Genomic DNA, 19,085 nt, shown 5'->3' with positions numbered 1-19,085 from the left:
CAAATTATTCTTTTCTAAACTGAAAATTAAACTGTCTTAATTGCTTGATTTCCCCAATTACTTTACGAATACCTTCTTCAATCTTATCTTCTTTTACATTCGAAACATTTAATTTTAATAGTTTTTCTTTAGGGAAATTCCTCATATAATTCTTATCAATAGTATCGACACTTATTTGCATGTCACCTAATTTTTGTATAAGTGTTTCTGTAACTATGTTTTTCTGCATTTCTAAACAGGTGTGTATTCCAAGTGTGTTTTGTCTATTATATGTAAATAATGATGAATTTTCATTTTGCACTTTTTCTAATGTTTCTGCTAGTTTTATTGATCTATTGTAGTAGGAAGAATTAATTTTACTTTTATGACGTTCAAACATACCGCTCTTTATATAAATTTCTAAAGCCGCTTGAGAAATCATCGGACTATCAATATCTAGTATTTTTTTGTATGTATAGAACGCATTTGCAATGGATGGTGGAATGACCGCAACTCCAACCCGTAAACCTGGAAAAATAATCTTCGAATAACTTTTCAAATATATGACATGACTACAATTATCCAAGCTATATAATGGATCTGCTTTTGAATCAGTTTCTAAATCTGCTAAATAATCATCTTCCACTATAAATACATTGTATTTCTTAGCCAATAGTGTGATTTTTTCTTTCTCATCTTTAGAATAAGACGTTCCAAGCGGATGATGATATCTCGGTATCGTATAGAAGAATTTTATTTTTCCGGTTTGAAATATTTGCTCCAATTCATTCAAATCGATACCTTCATTCGTACGTTTAATACCGATTACAGGAACTTTATTTATTTCTAGATAATCAATATATAGATGATATGTTGGTTGTTCAATTAATACCGTTTCATTTCCATTCGGAAATGGTATAGAAGTTAATATAGCAAGTGCCTGCTGAACACCTGATGTTATAAAAATATTTTCTTCTTTTGTAAAGACTTGATAATTTGCTAGTTGTTTTTGAATAACTGGTATTAAAGATGGTAAGCCTTTCGGCGTTCCATATACAAACAAATCATTTTTATACGTATCAATAGCCTTATTAATACAATGTTGAAAATCTAAATACGGAAAAACATCTGGATCTGGTGCTGAGGAGGCAAAATCAATTATCTCGTTATTTTCTATAGTACTCTCTGATTTTTTAACAACGTAGTATCCACTTTGAGGGACAGAATATATAATGTGACGCTTTTCTAATTCATGAAGAGCACGTATAACTGTTGCCTTATTACATTCATATTGCGTAACGAGTGACCGTATAGATGGTAATTTCTTTCCTTCTCTTATTTCTCCATTTTGAATCATATTTTCTATGTCGTTTAAAATATGTAAATACTTATACATCTTACACCTCCTTCAGCAATTTTATATTTAATTATATCGATTTTTCATTCATATAGCATTCATTCCTCAATTAGTTAATTTTCCGATCATCTATATCGTAAATCCCAATAGCATATGAATCATTTTCAATCCATTTCTTTACTGCTTCTGTTTTAAGTACCCCTTCAACTTCTTTTTCTATTTTCTGTCCAAGTTCTCTCGCCCCTACTTCATCATCGCTAATCTTAGTTTTTATATCAATGGTAACAGGTTGATTCTTTTTATAATTTATTTGCTGAATACCAACCCCTTCATATCCATTTTTTCTGAATACGCCATCAAATATCTGTCCAAAAACTAACTCCCATCTATGTTCTGCATTTACAATCTCCTTGTTTCTTTGAGATACATTTACTTTATAGGACATAACGCCTTGAATTTGCAATCTTTTATTAATTTCTTTTTTTATTTCGTTAGCATTTTCGCTATCAGCAATCTCTAAATCTAATATTCTTTCTTTTTCATCTCTTATAGCAGCACTAAAAAAAGATTCCTCCTTTACCGCGGCTGTAGCAATATCCATCACTATAGACTCTTCACTTTTAGCATCTTCAATGTCATTCTCACAGGCACATAATAAAGCAAGTGGAAATAAAAATACAAGTAACTTCTTTCCCTTTCTCATGCAGCACCCCTCCATATATTTTCATTTACGATAAACTTTTTACTTTGACATATAAATACCTTCTTTAATTATTAAATTTAACATTATTTCACATTTACCCCACTTAACAAGGGAATTACAATTAATAAATAGAATATCTCTATGAATACATAAAAAGTGAGGGATATATAATGCAACATGTAAATACGATTGATATTAGTAATGTACTACAATTAGAAAAAACTCTTTCGTCTTTATTAAACAAAATGATTTCTTCAAAACTAGACCTTGAAAATTGGTTAAAAGAGCAGTCAAAAATGATTTGGGAAATCGAAGAACAATTAAGATCACATTATATCGCCTTTCAATGTAATACGGATGATGAAGAAATAAAAGATACTTTTGAACATGATCAACAATTTGTAAAGCCACTTTTAAAGCGGTACCAAAATTTATTGGATAATAAATATTTAGAGTCACCTTTTCGAATGGAATTAGATTCTAATCTATATGGTTTATTAGATGCAAAAATAAAAAATGCTCAAAAGTTATTTTGTGAGGACAATATCGAATTAGAAATAAAGGAAGACAAATTAGTCACAGAGTACTTTGAAATCACTGGAGGATTAAGTGCTATTTGGGACGGAGAAGAAAAAACGATAACAGAATTACAATCGTATTTACAAGATTCGAATCGTGACATCCGTAAAAAGGCAAAAACCATTATTTCTGAACAATTTTTATCTGTTGAAAAAGAACTCCAAAACATATTAAATCAATTAATTGAAATTCGCCATCAAAAAGCAAAAAATATTCAACTAGAGAATTATCGCGATTATATGTTCAAAAAATACGAGCGTTTTGATTATTCAGCGATAGATTGCTATGAACTAGCTGAATCCATACGTAAGTATGTTGTGCCTCTTAAAGATAAAATATTACTAGAGAAAAAAGAGAAACTGCAAGTGGATACGCTTCGCCCGTGGGATGTATCAGCTGTAACTCCAGATCAAAAAGTACTTAAACCAATTGCAAATGAAAATGATTTAATTGAAAAGAGCACTCATATCTTTAATAAACTAGATGTTGAATTTTCAGCACTTTTAAACCGAATGTATAAACACAATTGTCTTGATTTAACAAGCCGCAAAGGAAAAGCAGCTGGTGGCTTTTGTGAGTACTTACCAGCTTCACAATTATCTTATATTTTTATGAACTTAAATTATACACAAGATGATATTGTCACTTTTATACATGAAATGGGGCATAGCATTCATAACGAACTCATAAAACCATTAAAATTACGACAGTATATAGAAATTCCAGCTGAAACAGCTGAGCTAGCCAGTATGACAATGGAGTTATTCTCGCTTCATTATTGGGATACCTTCTATACAGACAAAAAAGATTTAAAACAAGCAAAAATTAACTTCTTTAAAGATGTTATTTCATATTTACCTATTATGCTTATTGTCGATCAATTTCAACACTGGCTGTATGAAAATCCAAGTCATACTTCTGAAGAAAGAAATGAAAAATACTTACAACTTCAAAAACATTATCAGTCTAGCGTCATACATATTGATGGCTACGAAAACTGGATAGCAACGAGTTGGTTACCTGTACTCCATATTTTTGAAGTACCATTTTATTATATTGAATATGCGATCGCCCAACTTGGTGCATTACAAATGTATAAACAATATAAAGAGGATCCTAAGCAAGCACTAGAAAATTATAAAAAGGCATTATCACTAGGAAGCTCGCAATCTATAAAAGAAGTGTATGATGCAGCCGGTATTCGTTTTGATTTTTCTGGTGAAACAATTAAAGAACTAATGCTATTTGTAGAAAAAGAATTAGAATTACTTGAGCAATTATAAGAAGAAAGCTGCACCTATATTTTTGGTGTAGCTTTCTTCTTTATTTTATTAATCAGTTCTATGTACTGAGTATCTCCATATCCGATTGTTGGAAAAAGATAAAACAACTTTATTAATAATTCACGAGTTGATAAATCTTTATTTTTAGAGATGAATTTCATTACTGCATTATCTTCTGTTAACATTTCTAAAAATAAGTCTATAGCCTGATACATTACAGGTGGTACCTTATGAGAGGTCTTTTTATGGTTTACTAATACTTCATTGTATATAGAAGAATAATTCCCCAATTCAAGTTCAATTTGATTTACTTTAAATTCATCCTCTCTAAAGCTATTTAAGTATACCTTCCCTTCATAAGCAGACTGTTCAAGGTGAGAAAGTATGGTAAGTAGGTTCATTTGGCAAAACATATCTTCACCAAACCATAGAACAATACATTTATACTTTTTCGTAAAAAGGTTTTCTAACGGATCTATAACCTTTTTTATATAACTTTCTACTGAACTGTTATGTCCTTTCGCTCTTGTTTTAATAAACTCTTCATTAAAAACTTGAGTAGTAGCCGAGTTCACACACATTGCCTCATTAAATGGGGCATAATCAGAATCACCCATTAGCTTTTTATTTTTAAATTCTTCATACATAACTTGACCATTTAATATGTTAAGTACCTCTTTATCAAATAGCTCACTCTTCCTATCTCGTAACTGTTCAACCTCTATTTTTCTAGAAATATTCATTTTAAACGCCCCTTCTTTATTTAAATTTAGTTTAACAAATGATTGAATAGGCATTTTGTTAAGTTGGTATTCTCTTGGATTCATTCCAAAAACATTTTTACATATTCGATTTAGCCGTTCCTATTTATAGTGCGATAGAATATTCATTTGCTGGAAATGGGAATATCGTTGACTATGAGTATTCTATTACAAAAGCACTATTTGAAGGCTATCAAAAGGAAAATGAGCTACCAAAAGAGATGAAAGACAAGTTTTCGTTATTTATTAAATTAAAGGAGATTTTTGAATATAGCTTAATGCATATGTATTGGGATAAAGAAGAATTAACGGAGGAACAAGTACGGATTATGAACCTTTATAGGATGAAGATCAAAAATAAGAATACCTATATCAATATTTAAGAATGCTGTTGTTTAACTGCAAGGAAACTTTGGTTAAACAACAGCATTTATTAATTAGCTGACAACCTTTTTTATGACTTATAAATACTGATTCAATAATCTTTTCAAATACACTTCATTTTGCGGTGATACTTTTTCAGAAAATCTAGCTGCAATAATAATAGGAGCTCATTGAAAAACTTCATCTCTTGATATGCCGGTACGACTGCAATATATATGTAAATACATCTCAGCTAATTCTACCGAAGATTGTGAGTACAACAAGTATGTTCGAAATACATCTGCGCGAATATCACCTGAACTAGCATCTACCCAATCTATAACTTTCACTTTCTCTTCCTTATTCAAAATCAAATTAAATGGATGAAAATCTCCATGACATAGCCTAAAATCAAATGTAATAAAATCTAATTTTTGTAATATATCCTTCTTTTTGCGTTCATCCAATTTATACACAGATTTAATTTGACGCTCTAACCTCTCCCTCATTAACTCCATTTCATCTGTATTCACATGTATAGCATGGATCTTTTTTTGCTCATTAACACAAAGGTCGATATAACGCTCTGCCTCATTCAAATTATTAAGCAGGAGATCACCAATGTTGTCCCCTTTTACATGTTCCATAATAATTGCCTGTCTATTTTGTATCTTTTTCACTTCAAATACGTTTGGAACTGGCAACCCGCATGAATACGCATATTTTTGTTTTTTTGCTTCATTCATAGACTCTGTATCTGGGAGGTAATCTTTAAATAATTTTACAACCTTATCATCAGTTAAATAAATTTCTGCAGTATTCCCTTTTGCAATTGAATTACCTAAAACCACTTCATTTCTCCCCTTAACATAAATTAAAATAACACCTTGTACTTCTCTTTAAATTCACTGTAACCCTAGCTAAAACCTTCTTCACGAATATACAAAAAACTTACCGCTTTTCATCCTTAAATAGAAAGCGGTAAGTTTAATTGTTTAGGAATATCAGAATGAAACTCTGATGTATGCACAATTGAAAATGTATATCCTTGCTCAATAAATGATACTTCATTACGTTTACATTCAAATGATACACTATTTTTCTTAAAGTTATTTTGGATTCGCTGTAAAAATGCGACGTCTGGTGTTCCGAAAGAAACGTGTACTTTCGGTGATAGAGCTTTCATCGCAATTGGAATCCAAGGTCGCTGCCACCAAGTCGCGACGATATATGCAGTGCCACCTATAACAAAGTTAAAAATATCCCCATCTTCCATCGTTTTCATATTTAGATTTGATTTTAACCATTCCGTAAAAACAGGTACACTTTTAACAGGAAGACCAATTTCCCTTACGTATAAAATGTTTAAAGGTGAGTGTGATACTAATACATCCTCTTTAACATAACTATGTGCGATAATTTCGAGTAGATTTCCATCTCCGTCTTTAAAGTATAAATTGAATAGACCATTCTCTTCACCAATTACATTTCCATTTTGCCATTTTACAATGAGTAATCCAGAGTCCTTTAACCATTTTGCTGTTTCATAGAATTTTGAATATGGGATTTCAAAAGCAAAATGTGCAGGTGCGATTGGTTCATACACTTCTTGAAAACTAATTGTTGTATAAGGTGTTACTTCAAATTGAATGAAGGATGCTGTTTCTTTTTTTATTGGAAAAGATAATATGTCCTTATAAACTTGTTTTACCCCTTCTATAGAAACCGTTTGTAGTTTTATATCTGATATATGTGTAATCACTTTACATTCCCCCTCATTTCTTATTATCTATTCGTATTGTATTACACTTATAAATAGATAAAATCAAACGGAAGGATGGATTTTTCATATAGAAACTACAACTTTAGTATGAATATATTAGCTCCAATTATTTTTTATTTCCGCTATAACAATTTCTGGTTTATCCCAGTGCAACATGTGTGTAGTATCAGGAATTACTTTTACTATACTGTCCGTTTTCTCTTTAAAAACATTTGCTGTCTTATCTCTATAATCCGCCCAAACTTGTGGGACTGTAGCTCGAAGTAATACAATATTAGCCGGTAGCTTCTCATATATATCTATTGTTTCATCTTTATGCATACCTCTTATTATATTACTAGCTGTATTTCCCCTGGCATGCCACCATACTTTATTATCCATTTCGATCCCTAGATCCTTTACAGCAACTTCTAACAATGAAGACCACCTAGTATAAGCTGCTTTTTCACTTTTGAAAAATTCGTCCCAATTATTAAAAACGTATTCATCAAAGTCCTTTTCATAATAAGCAATTTCTTCTTCCAACGTTTCTTCTTTAAGCCTTTTTGTTTGATATCCACCATCAATAAGAATACTTCCTTGTACTTTTTCTGGATGATTTAACAAATAAAATAACGCTACAAAACTTCCCCATGAATGTGATAGAAAATAGAAGTATTCGATTCTCAATTCATTTATTATTTCATTTAACCAATTTGCTAAATTGTGCATCTCATAATCTTCTGTTCTTTCAAATGGGGGTGTTTTACCATGTCCAGGTGCATCAACGGAGATAAATCTATACTCTTCTTTTAATTCCTCAGCAATTTCTATAAAACTTAAACTCGTACTACCTAATCCATGTAAACAAAAGATAACGGGCTTCTCATTATTCCCCCATTCAGTAATATGTACATTTATTTTTTCATTGCTAATATAGTAACGTTTCAAAACATTTATCCTCCATATTTTGATTTTTTAATTTACACTTTATTTATTTCTATTATTTTCAAGTATTTCCTGTATTCTTTTCCACACAAAAAGCTGCTTTTCTTTAAATGAAAAGCAGCTTTTACACTAAAATATATTATAATTTAACAGCGATAATCATAAATCTTTTTGAATTCGTACGAATCCCTTTTTCAGAACTATTCGTTTCAATGAACTTTTGTAAAATAGTAAAATCTTCTTCCTCTTCTCCAAATCTAGGAATAATAGGCGTATGTTTTAATAAGAAAATGAGATCTTCAGACCTACTGTAATAATCAGTAACATCATATTCACGTACTTGCACGAGATCAAATCCTGCACTAATAAGTTCATTCATATAATTTTCTTTTAAAGTACCATCCCGTTCACCTAAGCATTGTCCTCTACCAAATACTTCTTTCAGGTTTAATTTATCATGCTCACTTACTTGTTGTGTTAAGAAAAAGGCACCCTTTTTCATTACTTTCGCTAACTCAGATGCCAGAAACGGTGCGTGACAACTTGAAGCAATATCAAAATGTGCATGTGGAAATGTTAAAGCTTCAGAACCCATTTGAAGAAACTCAACATTTTGTACACCTGATTTTTTCAAGTTAGAATGTGCCGTTGCAATCATACCGTTAGAATTATCAATTCCAATCAACAATTTAGCTGATGATGCTATGTTAAGTACATTTTCTCCTCCGCCTGTACCAACATCAAGTAAAATATGTGATGGTTTACACCTTTCTTTTACCTCACTATAAAAGTCCCATGTATCTCCTACAGTTTCACATTTTATTTTACTAAAATCCCATCCATTTAATCTTCCTACTTTATCATAGAAGCTTTTATACTCTAATTCGTTCATCTTATTATTTCCCCTTTGTAAAAATAAATTAAATATGTATAATAACCTACGACACTCCTTAATTATATATTATAAAATGCAAATTATTAAAACAACATTTCCCTTCAAACCACAATAAATTTACATAATATTTTTATTGTTTATCTTTATCTATATATTCTAAATGCCCTCTTCCCCAACTACACATACTATCCAAAACAATACTAACTGTTTTTCCATGCTCAGTTAAGCTATATTCTACTTTAGGTGGTATTTCTTGATAAATTTCGCGTTTTATTAGTTGATCTTGCTCTAATTCACGTAATTGCTTTGCTAACGTCCCTTGAGATATATCTGGTATTAATGTCTTTAATTCACCAAAACGTTTCGTTCCATCTGTTAGCAAAATAAACAAAATGAGCGGCTTCCATTTCCCACCGATTATTTGTAATGTTGCTATTACCCCTTTTAACTTCGGTTCTTGTAAATCCATTTTTCTCACCTCTCCTCAGATATCATAAAGTGAAACTTTAATCAGTGGGGGTTTTGTTCATCCCACACTGATTATTAGTTGAACCAATCAGGCTTTTACGGGCAGTTGATTTCTTACCTAACGTCCTTGCATTTTCCTAACTTTGAGGTGAGAGTTTTACTGCCCGTTAATGCGGGATAAACCATATTTAGAAACTTTCCCTATTACTTATCCGCATGTATAGCGATTAGTACGAAATTTGCGACTATGTACATATAAAGTGCGTACTTTTCACTTGCTCCCTTTTAGCGAATAATAAAAGCATAGCACAGTTATATTCTAAAGTTTTTTATTAAAGGAGTGGCTAAAATATGTCTATTACTACATTAGAAAATAGCCGTATTGTTATCATTGGCGGGAGTTCTGGTATTGGATTAGCAACAGCAACTCAAGCAATTAAACAAGGCGCACATGTTATTATTGCCGGACGCTCGGAAGAAAAATTAAAAGTTGCTCGAGAAGTAATAAATAACAATCATCTTCCAACTTATATATTGGATAATCAAAATAAAGAGCAATTACAAAATTTTTTCAAGACAGTTGGGAACTTTGATCATTTATTCACACCGGGAGCCTCTTATACACTTGGACCAATTACCTCTACAGAGGAAATTGCTGAAAGTAGCTTCATCGGAAAGTTTTGGCCTCAATATTATGCCGTAAAATATGCAATTCCTTTTCTTTCAAACTCTGGATCGATCGTGTTAATGTCCGGTGCCTTTAGTCAAAGACCACTTAAAGGTGCGCCTGCTTATGGCGCTTGCAATGGTGCTATTGAAAGTTTAGGGAAGGCCTTAGCTGTGGAATTAGCTCCTATTAGAGTTAATGTGGTTTCTCCTGGAACAATACAAAGAGAAAATGAACAAAATGAAAATAGACTAGTTGCTTACGAAGCTTATAAATCTCTTTCACTTGTACAACGAGCTGGATATAATGATGAAATTGCACATACTGTCCTATATTTAATGCAAAATAGTTTTACTACGGGTAATGTATTATTTCCTGATGGAGGGTACACATACCATTAATTATTAAAAATTTAATGCCTCCTTGTATTAACTAGTATTAAGGAGGCTATTATTAACTAAAAAAGGGATATATTAATGTAGGATCTTCTTTCAAAAGTTCTGCTAACAACAATAATTGCGGAAAAGGTCATAAGATTAACTCTTTATCCAGCAACCCCTTTTGTTCTCAAATCATTCCGTCTCCTCGCATAAAAACCGCCCTAATTTCTATTCCCTACAATTTTATATAAAATTAATATTATAAAGTAGGATTCAACAACTTCTTACAGAATTCTATATTTAATACATATTGGACGGATTATTTTCAAATTCCTCTATAAAAAAAGGAGGTCATACAATTGTGAAATTTGTACAAGAACGAAGATTAACTGTCAAGACAACTTTTTCAAAAGAATACAAGATTTTTATTTTTGGTTTACTCATTTCACGAATCGGGGATTCACTATATACTTTTGCACTGCCTTGGATTGCCTATCAATTAACTGGTTCAGCTGTAATTATGAGTTCTTTATTTGCTGTTAACGTATTGCCAATCGTTTTATTTGGCCCTTTAGTTGGTGTACTAGTTGATCGATATGATCGAAAAAAGTTACTTTGGATGGCGGATATTACCAATATTATTTTAGTAAGTCTCATACCAATTTTACATGCATTACATCTATTAGAATTCTGGCATTTATACGTAATTACTTTTATCTTAGCAGTTATGTCCATGCTTTTTGATGTAACAACAGTTACAGTCATTCCACACATCGCAGGTGCATCATTAACGAAGGCTAATTCTTTATATCAAATGGTTAATCAATTGGCTAGTTTGTTTGGTCCAATCATAGCTGGGCTTTTCATATCTTTTATTGACGGCTTTCAAGTACTTTGGATTAATGTTCTTTCATTTATTGCTACATTAATTGCTGTGATTATATTACCTTCTATGAAAAACTTAAATAAAAAGAATACTGATAAAAAAACATTGCAAAATGTACTAAATGATTTGTTTGATGGATTTAAATGGCTGAAAAATGCTCGGTTAAATATAGCTTTGTCACTTCAAGCAATGGTAGGTAACTTTGGAGCAAGTGCTGTTTTAGGTATACTTATGTATTATTTATTGTCGACATTAAATCTTACCTCCGCACAAAGTGGCTATAATTATACTTTAATAGGAATAGGTGGGCTTTTAGGAAGCTTAATTGCCGTTCCTTTAGAAAAGAAATTTCGACGTGGTGTACTTATTCCTTTACTCCTATTTTTGGGAGCGCTTGGATTAACATTTGCTTTGTGGAGTACATATTGGCTCGCTCCCGGAATTGCTTTCGGAATCGCGATGACATGTAATATCACATGGAATACGATTGTTACATCAATTCGGCAGGAAACTGTTCCATCCAATTTGCAAGGACGTGTTTTAGGTTTTTCTCGTGTACTTACACGATTATCTATGCCATTGGGGGCATTAGTAGGTGGAATTATTTCAGCCTACAATCCTGTATTTATATTTGCTTTAGCTGCTTTTACTAAAATAATTGAAGTATTTATTGCCTTATGTAGTCCGATACGAAAACTGTAAAGAGGAAAAATTATATATTTTGAGATATTCATAAAATAAAAAAGGCATAAAACATGCCTTTTTTATTACTTATTTGTTTATTGGATAACAAACTTCTGTAACCCACTTATTAGGATCCGCTTCCATCGCTGGGCTCACATGATAAATATTAAACATCAGGCCTGCTAATTTGTAACCCTCTGTCTCAATCCATTTTGCCGCAGCCTCATTTACAGCTGTCATCTGTTCATAACTTCCATTAACTGTTATAGAAGCTACATGAGTCGATTCCATATTTTTAAATGTAACGTCTTTTGTATTTTCGTGCTTACCTAGAATACTTAGCTGTATTTCTATATCTACATCATTTTCTTTGTATTCACGATCATGGAAAACCGCAATACTATAACTCGGTTGGGCAATACTAATATTTTTCATTTGAATTTCTTGCATTAATACACTCCATAAATCACCTTCGCAATTATACGATGGAATAATCTTTCTAACACTAGCTACAGTTCTTTCTGGAATTTCTTTTATTGAAACATGATAATTCATCTCAACAACATCCTCTCTCATCGTTTTCATTGAGTCTTCGAGGAGACGTAATTGTTTTTGGAGGTTATTCATGTCTTCTTTAATTTGAGCACTACGATTTAAAAATTGCTCTTTTATGGTATCTATATTATCGCATTCTATTATTTCTTTGATGGTAGCAATATTAAACCCCATAGCTTTTAACGTTTGAATTTGATTTACTTTTTTTAATTGGTCTGCTGAATAAAATCGATATCCACTCTGCTCATCGACTTTTACTGGTTGTAGTAATTCCACTTTATCGTAGTGTCTCAACATTCGTATACTAATGGAAGATAGTTTTGAAAAATCCCCTATTTTAAACATGATTTCCTCCTATAAGTTACATCTACTTTGAAGCTCAACTTTATCTTAAACAATGACATTGTGTGAGGGTCAACTGTTTATAACGTTTGAATTATATTTCTTTAATTATTTACCCTTATACACTCTTCTGTCTTATACCTATAAAGATTGATAATAATCCGTTCACAGCTAATAAAATTACTATAATACTTGTAAGTAAACCTACATCTGCCGCAAATATTTTTATCGTACGCCATGGTGAGCTTGTACAATAAGTAAGAAGTGGGATGAAAATAATAGATAATAGTAGGAATAGAGTCCCTACGAATAACCAAGTTAATTTTTTTACAGTTTTCTTATGTTTATATTTTTTAATTAACATAATTGATGAAATGAAAAGCGCGAGTATAACTGTAGACATAACAATTTGTGTAAATGGTATGCTTTTATGGGGATCAACCGGTTCTTCTTCATTCAAAATATTAATAATCCCCTTTTTTAATACTGAAAGTGCTGGTTCTTCTAATACATGATTTTTATTTGTTAAAATCACACCACCCCAGCCACTTTTATTTAAAGTAAATATTTCTGTACGAGCATCGGGCGTTGATCCTGAATGCCAAATCATCGTTTCGCTTTCATTTATACTTGTTGTTCTTAATCCAAAACCATAGCTTTTTTCTGAATTTATGTTATAAAGTGGTGTAAGATAAAGGTCGATGTTTTCTTTCTTTAAAAATTGAGTATCTTCTTGTCGATTCAAAAACATAATAAATTGAATCATATCTTCCAAATTTGCGGTAATATAACCATACGGTGCCCCGGCATTATCATAGGACACTACACTTTTTCTTGGTATGCCAAACCATGACTGATAACCTGTTAAATAGCCTTTTTCATATGCAGTTTCTTTACTTGCTGCCGCACCATTCATATTTAATAGCTGAAAAACATGTTTTTCCATATATGAGGAATATGTATCATTTGTAATTTCCTCAATAAGTGCACCTAAAACAATATAATTCGCATTACTATATTGATATTTTTCTCCTGGTAGAGCAGTTAATTTTACATTTGAAAGTCTCATTACATTTTCTTTTAATGCTGTAGAACTTTTGGATTGCTTATCTGATATTAATAAGCCTTCATATGTGTTTATTCCGCTTGTATGAGTTAAAAGGTGTTGGATTGTTATAGATGAGGATATTTGAGAATCTTTTAGTTTAAACCAAGGAAGATGTTGTTGAACTGAATCCTCTAATTTTATCTTTTTGTCTTCTATTAATTTCACTATAGCTAAAGCTGTTAAAGATTTGCTTATTGATCCGATTGCAAATGGTGTTTTACTAGTTATTTTTTTTTCAGATTCCCCAGTAATCCCCCACGTTTTAGTGAAGAATACATCTTTATTATGTACAATTGCAACAGCAGCCCCTGGAATATTCTGTTCTTTTATAAATTTTTCAATATACTTATCTAAAGTAGCTTTAATATCTTGCTGAGCATATGATTTTGGATGAATGATACATAATACTATTACATTACAAAGAATATAGATTTGAAATAGTTTATAGATAGTTTTCTTCATTATACTTTAGATAGCTTTCTTTTTTTATAACTTACTAAGCTAATAAACACTACTACAGAGAGCATAAAGCTAATCATTATTAATAAAACGTTCCACCATTGATTCTCTGATATGCGATATAAAATATTATAATTAAATGTATTTTTGCTATTAGTTGAATTAAATGATTCAGTTAAAAATATTGAAAATGTAGTTTGCGAGATGAGGTAAGTAATAAATGCGATGAATATGCCACGTAAGATAAATGTGTTGAATTTTCCTTTTTCATTTTGAAGTTGTTTCATTTTAACTTGTAAATCAATTTCATTTATTTCTATAAAATCTTTAACAAATAATTGAGGGGTACCTAAATCATCTATACTGTCTTCACCATGTTCACGACACTCTTGAATATGTTCTAATATTTGTCGCTTAATATTTTCCCTTTCTTCTAAACTAATATCGTATTGCTTTAATTCCTTAAGTACGTCTCTTAAAAATTGCTTTTCTTTACCTATCAATTTATTCCTCATTTCAGAAGGTCTCCTTTCAAACCGCTTTTTAATAATGTTTGAATGTCCAATTGCAATTCTAACCACTCATTAATTTTCTTCTCAAGACGTATTTTCCCATTTTCATTAATTTCATAATAAATCCTTACTTTACCACTGTCTGTTACCTCTTGATAAGTATTAACCCACTCTTGATTTTTCAACTTAGTTAAAATAGGATAAATACTTCCTACTCCTTTCAATTTTAAATTGTTTATTTCAAGTTCTTTCATAATCTCATAACCATAACTTTTCTTTTTCGACAAAATAGATAATACACACATTTCTAAATGACCTTTAATTAAACTTGTTCTATCCATAGGATAAATTTAACAGAAATATATACTTCATTCAAGTATATATTTCTGTTAAATTTAAAAAATCAGACAATGCAAAATAGATTAACAAACAAAATATATCACTTACGAACCGTTTTCAACCTTAATTTTAGCTTTTATAATATAATAATTACATAATATATTAATCGTTTATCACTATTAGTTTTTTATCTCTCCTTCCATATTGCTTCTTTTCTTATCGAAAAATATTGTATGGAGGCATAAAAATACTAAAAGATCCAATTTCTTAATTTTGATATTAAGAAATTGGATCTTCTTTCATTACCTTCATTACCTTGTATTAATTATACTGCGCTAATATATACATTATAAAGAATATATGTTTTATTAATTTATATTAATAAAATTTACTGATTACTCTCAAGACATTCATAAACCGCCATCATATCTCGTTTATCCAACTCACGTATGCGATTAAAAATTGATATTTGCGCAACAGCTTCTGTTAATAAGCTTTCATCCACAACATCACTTACTTTTCCAGTTAACCACGTTTGTACATCCACGCCCTCAACAACTTCTTTTAACCCTTCGTCATTAATACCACTTGCATTACAAGTTACACATGGAATTGTTAGTTTAAAGACACCATCATGTAGATTATCTTCGGTTATCACTTTCTTACCTTTACAAAATGGACATGGATTACTTTTTTTAATTTTATTAATTTGAGTAACTAATTTTTTGTATCCAAACGCTTCGTATACATACGTAAGTTTTTTATATTTACCATTTGTGAAATACTTATCTATAATGGCTTCTCTCGTTTCATAAACATTAGGGAAATCACAAACAGTTACCTGATTATTAACACTAATGGATTCGATATTTCCTTTTATTTCGCTCCAGAATGGTAAGACATTTTGTAACACCATTTCATAGTTTGAAAAGCTTGCTTGTTCTAATTCAAACATTTTCAATGCAACTTGTGCTTTTCTTGGCAATAAAGAAACATCTTCCGTCAATACCATATCGCCACCAACAATAGACTTCAATTTAACAAGTGCCGGTAAATCACCAACTGTTTTCAATACTTTATTAATAGGCTGATTGATTATTTCACGAATATCTACGTTACCAAATTTAAGTGGCTTATGATGATTTAAAACCGTCCCCTCACAAATTGGACATTTCATCATTTTTTTTGAACTCTTAATTTCTTCTTTAATAGGTGCTTTTGAAATAACAATATATCCACCAATAATTGTATTAAACCCTACCCATTTTCTGCGTGTCTTTCCTTTTTTATCATAAAATGATTTTTCAAAATATCCGTACCAAAACGTATGCTTTTCTTCTTCTGACATATCATTATAGCTCTTTGACAAATCGTGACCAATCTCATTTTTTATTTCTTCGAATAGAAATTCTATTTTTTCATGCTGATAAAATTTTAATACCTTCATGATTTCTGGATCGAATAGCCCATCCCAAAATGGAACACTTTTATCTTGAATGGCAGTATCTTTATCAAAAACTTCAATTTGAAGACGTCCAGAACAAGATGGACAATGATTGTCCTGTGAATAGAAATCAAAACTTCTCGTATCTTTATTAATTGGATGAGCAGCTACAATATGATTAATTAATCCACCAATCTCATATAAGAAACTATATTGACTATATAAATGTCTTTCAAGATCAATAGCAATAACAGGTGCGATTGTATCAGATTCATATTCACCATAAATTAACCTAGCCATTGATGATAAACTTTTTAAAATACCGCCCTTATAAACATTTTCAGCATTTTTAAAATAGTTAATATGATTTTCTTCTAAATAGTGAACTCCTTTTTTCTGCTTAAGCATTGAAGAGATATTTATTTTCTCTGTGCTATTCACATTACTTTTTTGACGATAGTAATCCTCATGATTAACAACATCCAAATGCTCTACAGATTCATTCTGCCTTTTTCCAAAATCAACTATATAATCAGAGCTTTCTAACATGTAACGATTATGCTCAATCATAATGATAGAAACTGATTCATCTTGCAGAATACCTCTAATACTATCGATAAATTGATTTAAAATATTTTGTGATAAACCTTTTGAAGGCTCATCAAAAATGAATAATGTATGTGGATTTCTAGTGTTTGCAAATAATTCCGAAACTAAATGAACACATTGAAACTCACCTGTCGATAATGTTTGTGTTTTTCTCTCTAATGTTAAATAGCCAAGTCCTAATTTAATTAGTAGGCTCAAACGTTTATAAGCGATATCTTCATTTGGAAGTTCATCAATAATATCCTCAATCGAGCGCTCAAAAATATCATCAATGTCTTCACTATACTTTGTTAGTTTCTTTTTAATATCTAGGAAAGTTGCTACAGTTGATCGACTTGTAATTGATTGATTTCGGTCTTGTCCCACCATAACTAATTTATCTTTTGGATATCTTTTCAAGAAATCTGTAGCTAGACATTCATTGACAAGTGTAGATTTCCCACATCCTGATTCTCCTGTAACCGTTACAAGCCTGTTTTTAGGAATTCGAAACTCCTCCATTTGGATATTACGGCAATATAAATCATAGAATGTATAATATTCTGTTGGTATTTCTTTATTTCGATCCCACAGTATTGACTTTGGTCTTGGTGATTCTTTCACAATTTTCCCGCCATATTTTCCGCTACCAGGTCCAAAGAACAATTGCTCATCAGTTGTATCTAGTACCGTATCTGAATGATCAATAAGCCAAATTTGATTTTTACGCCCTAATCGTTTAATCTCTTCCAAAATTTTCAATAATGTTTCATGATCAAGTCCAACTGAAATCTCATCAATAATAATTACAGCATTTTCACTTACTGCCATGAATTCAGCCAAATAAAGTCGTGTTAACTCTCCACCTGACAACGTACCCATAATTCGATTTAATGTTAAATAACCAATGTTCATATTAATAATATTTTGCAGTATATGCTGTTTTTCTTCACTAATATTTAATTCTTTTGCTAGTGAAAGAATAGATTCGACACTTAAATCATTAATATTTGAAATTGAATGTGGCTTGGCCAACAAATCAATTTCATGTTTTTCAATTTCTTCACTATAACGTTTTCCCTTACATTTTTTACACTCAACATTTTTTGTAGTACCACGTCCTTTACAACCAGTACACCAGCCTAATTGATTATTAAATGAAAAGACCTCTGGAGAAAGATTAAATACTTCAGCAAGTTTTTCCCGAACCTCTGTAAAAACACCAGTATGAGTACCAATCGTTGAACGCGGATTAGACGAAATCGATGATTTTCCTAGAAAAAGTACTAATGGCATTTCTTCCATCTTAATAGCACTAAAATTTGTTTCCATAATGTTAGGAAATAAATATTGATATTCAGCCTTTGGTAATAAAGAAACTAATCGTTTTTTTGACTCTTCACCAATTGTTTGGCAAAAAGTTGTTTTACCCGATCCAGATAACCCAGCAATTCCAAACGATTTATTAAACGGTATAGTTGCATCTAATTTATTTATGTTATTAGCAATTAATTGATTTACTTTCATATTAACCTCTATTCTTATTTATCCATAAAAGCATTTTTATAATATAATAATTACATAATGAATATTACCTATTATGTAATTACCCTCTCACTTCATGAATCTTACCCTTATATATTTCAAACCATTGTTGCCATTCATCTTTAGAAAATTCTTTCTCTTCTCCTTCTAAAACGCAAGAAAAAAGATTTAAACAAATATGCCAACCAGCTACATCTCTCGGTGTATGATCTGTTAATTCATGAATGTACTCTTTAAGAAGTAAAAGAGTACCATTTTCCTCTTTATGTATTTCAAATCGGACACGGTCTTTATCCCAAGTAAATTCAAGTACTGAGTTTAGTTGACACTCTAAAATATCAATATTTATGAATGAACCGTCCATCATTATAAATGCTAACTTAAATATGTACATTAACGCTTGAATAAATATGTACATTTTCAATTGGATTCTCCATACTGACTCTGAGGTGGTTAGTATGTATATTAAGCTAGATAT

General features: G+C 30.9%; 17 protein-coding genes and 1 pseudogene. 4 read left to right on the top strand and 14 right to left on the bottom strand.

Features of this window, described 5'->3' with window-relative positions; translation table 11 throughout:
* Positions 1-4: 4 nt before the first annotated feature.
* Positions 5-1,375 carry an aminotransferase-like domain-containing protein gene (locus MR168_RS19965; protein ID WP_048535372.1) on the bottom strand — a complete coding sequence of 457 codons (1,371 nt, stop codon included), beginning with the start codon at positions 1,373-1,375 and terminating at the stop codon, positions 5-7.
* A 70-nt stretch (positions 1,376-1,445) separates the two neighbouring features.
* Positions 1,446-2,039 carry a DUF4030 domain-containing protein gene (locus tag MR168_RS19960; RefSeq protein ID WP_086412433.1) on the bottom strand — a complete coding sequence of 198 codons (594 nt, stop codon included), beginning with the start codon at positions 2,037-2,039 and terminating at the stop codon, positions 1,446-1,448.
* Between the two features lie 170 nt (positions 2,040-2,209).
* On the opposite strand from MR168_RS19960, the gene MR168_RS19955 reads away from it, so the two are divergent.
* Entirely contained in the window at positions 2,210-3,901 is a 1,692-nt protein-coding gene (locus MR168_RS19955; RefSeq protein WP_242291460.1) for a M3 family oligoendopeptidase, read from the top strand.
* A 14-nt stretch (positions 3,902-3,915) separates the two neighbouring features.
* Here MR168_RS19955 and MR168_RS19950 read toward each other — a convergent pair whose 3' ends face one another.
* Positions 3,916-4,728, bottom strand: coding sequence for an AraC family transcriptional regulator (locus MR168_RS19950; RefSeq protein ID WP_226794329.1), 813 nt, complete (start codon positions 4,726-4,728; stop codon positions 3,916-3,918).
* Between MR168_RS19950 and MR168_RS19945 the strand changes: the two genes are divergently transcribed.
* Positions 4,719-5,045 carry an aminoglycoside phosphotransferase gene (locus MR168_RS19945; protein ID WP_086411836.1) on the top strand — a complete coding sequence of 109 codons (327 nt, stop codon included), beginning with the start codon at positions 4,719-4,721 and terminating at the stop codon, positions 5,043-5,045. The genes MR168_RS19950 and MR168_RS19945 overlap by 10 nt on opposite strands.
* Before the next feature lie 78 nt (positions 5,046-5,123).
* Here MR168_RS19945 and MR168_RS19940 read toward each other — a convergent pair.
* The 5 genes and pseudogenes from MR168_RS19940 to MR168_RS19920 all read right to left on the bottom strand — a co-directional run bounded on the left by MR168_RS19940 (position 5,124) and on the right by MR168_RS19920 (position 9,099).
* Positions 5,124-5,876 (bottom strand): annotated as a pseudogene (locus MR168_RS19940) (aminoglycoside phosphotransferase family protein).
* 116 nt (positions 5,877-5,992) lie between these two features.
* On the bottom strand, positions 5,993-6,787 hold the full coding sequence (locus MR168_RS19935; RefSeq protein WP_086411835.1) for a VOC family protein: 795 nt from the start codon (positions 6,785-6,787) through the stop codon (positions 5,993-5,995).
* A gap of 117 nt (positions 6,788-6,904) precedes the next feature.
* Complete coding sequence (locus MR168_RS19930) at positions 6,905-7,738, bottom strand: alpha/beta fold hydrolase (RefSeq protein ID WP_000833454.1); 834 nt, start codon at positions 7,736-7,738, stop codon at positions 6,905-6,907.
* A 136-nt stretch (positions 7,739-7,874) separates the two neighbouring features.
* On the bottom strand, positions 7,875-8,627 hold the full coding sequence (locus MR168_RS19925; RefSeq protein WP_242291459.1) for a class I SAM-dependent methyltransferase: 753 nt from the start codon (positions 8,625-8,627) through the stop codon (positions 7,875-7,877).
* A gap of 133 nt (positions 8,628-8,760) precedes the next feature.
* Positions 8,761-9,099, bottom strand: coding sequence for a winged helix-turn-helix transcriptional regulator (locus MR168_RS19920; protein WP_086411833.1), 339 nt, complete (start codon positions 9,097-9,099; stop codon positions 8,761-8,763).
* A gap of 350 nt (positions 9,100-9,449) precedes the next feature.
* Between MR168_RS19920 and MR168_RS19915 the strand changes: the two genes are divergently transcribed.
* Together MR168_RS19915 and MR168_RS19910 are read left to right on the top strand one after the other, a co-directional pair.
* Positions 9,450-10,166, top strand: a complete 717-nt coding sequence (locus MR168_RS19915; RefSeq protein ID WP_086411832.1) for an SDR family oxidoreductase — start codon at positions 9,450-9,452, stop codon at positions 10,164-10,166.
* Between the two features lie 340 nt (positions 10,167-10,506).
* A complete protein-coding gene (locus MR168_RS19910) occupies positions 10,507-11,733 on the top strand; it encodes an MFS transporter (RefSeq protein WP_086411831.1) in 1,227 nt (408 codons plus the stop codon).
* 69 nt (positions 11,734-11,802) lie between these two features.
* Here MR168_RS19910 and MR168_RS19905 read toward each other — a convergent pair whose 3' ends face one another.
* The 6 genes from MR168_RS19905 to MR168_RS19880 all read right to left on the bottom strand — a co-directional run bounded on the left by MR168_RS19905 (position 11,803) and on the right by MR168_RS19880 (position 19,085).
* Complete coding sequence (locus tag MR168_RS19905; protein ID WP_242291458.1) at positions 11,803-12,615, bottom strand: MerR family transcriptional regulator; 813 nt, start codon at positions 12,613-12,615, stop codon at positions 11,803-11,805.
* Between the two features lie 115 nt (positions 12,616-12,730).
* Positions 12,731-14,182, bottom strand: a complete 1,452-nt coding sequence (locus MR168_RS19900; protein WP_000751427.1) for a serine hydrolase domain-containing protein — start codon at positions 14,180-14,182, stop codon at positions 12,731-12,733.
* A complete protein-coding gene (locus tag MR168_RS19895; RefSeq protein WP_001244707.1) occupies positions 14,182-14,694 on the bottom strand; it encodes a DUF1700 domain-containing protein in 513 nt (170 codons plus the stop codon). The genes MR168_RS19900 and MR168_RS19895 overlap by 1 nt, the downstream gene beginning before the upstream one ends.
* Positions 14,691-15,032: a PadR family transcriptional regulator gene (locus MR168_RS19890; protein WP_000376286.1), complete on the bottom strand. Its 342-nt coding sequence runs from the start codon at positions 15,030-15,032 to the stop codon at positions 14,691-14,693. Before MR168_RS19890 ends, MR168_RS19895 begins: the two co-directional genes overlap by 4 nt.
* Positions 15,033-15,418: 386 nt before the next feature.
* On the bottom strand, positions 15,419-18,589 hold the full coding sequence (locus MR168_RS19885; RefSeq protein ID WP_086412677.1) for an ATP-binding cassette domain-containing protein: 3,171 nt from the start codon (positions 18,587-18,589) through the stop codon (positions 15,419-15,421).
* Between the two features lie 79 nt (positions 18,590-18,668).
* Positions 18,669-19,085 carry an SRPBCC family protein gene (locus MR168_RS19880; RefSeq protein ID WP_481747027.1) on the bottom strand — a complete coding sequence of 139 codons (417 nt, stop codon included), beginning with the start codon at positions 19,083-19,085 and terminating at the stop codon, positions 18,669-18,671.

The organism is Bacillus cereus group sp. BfR-BA-01356 (assembly GCF_022663635.1).
In the GTDB taxonomy this organism is placed as follows: Bacteria; Bacillota; Bacilli; order Bacillales; family Bacillaceae_G; genus Bacillus_A; species Bacillus_A cereus.
The sequence above is the reverse complement of the archived record's forward strand: the minus strand, read 5'-3'. Positions and strand labels throughout refer to the sequence as shown.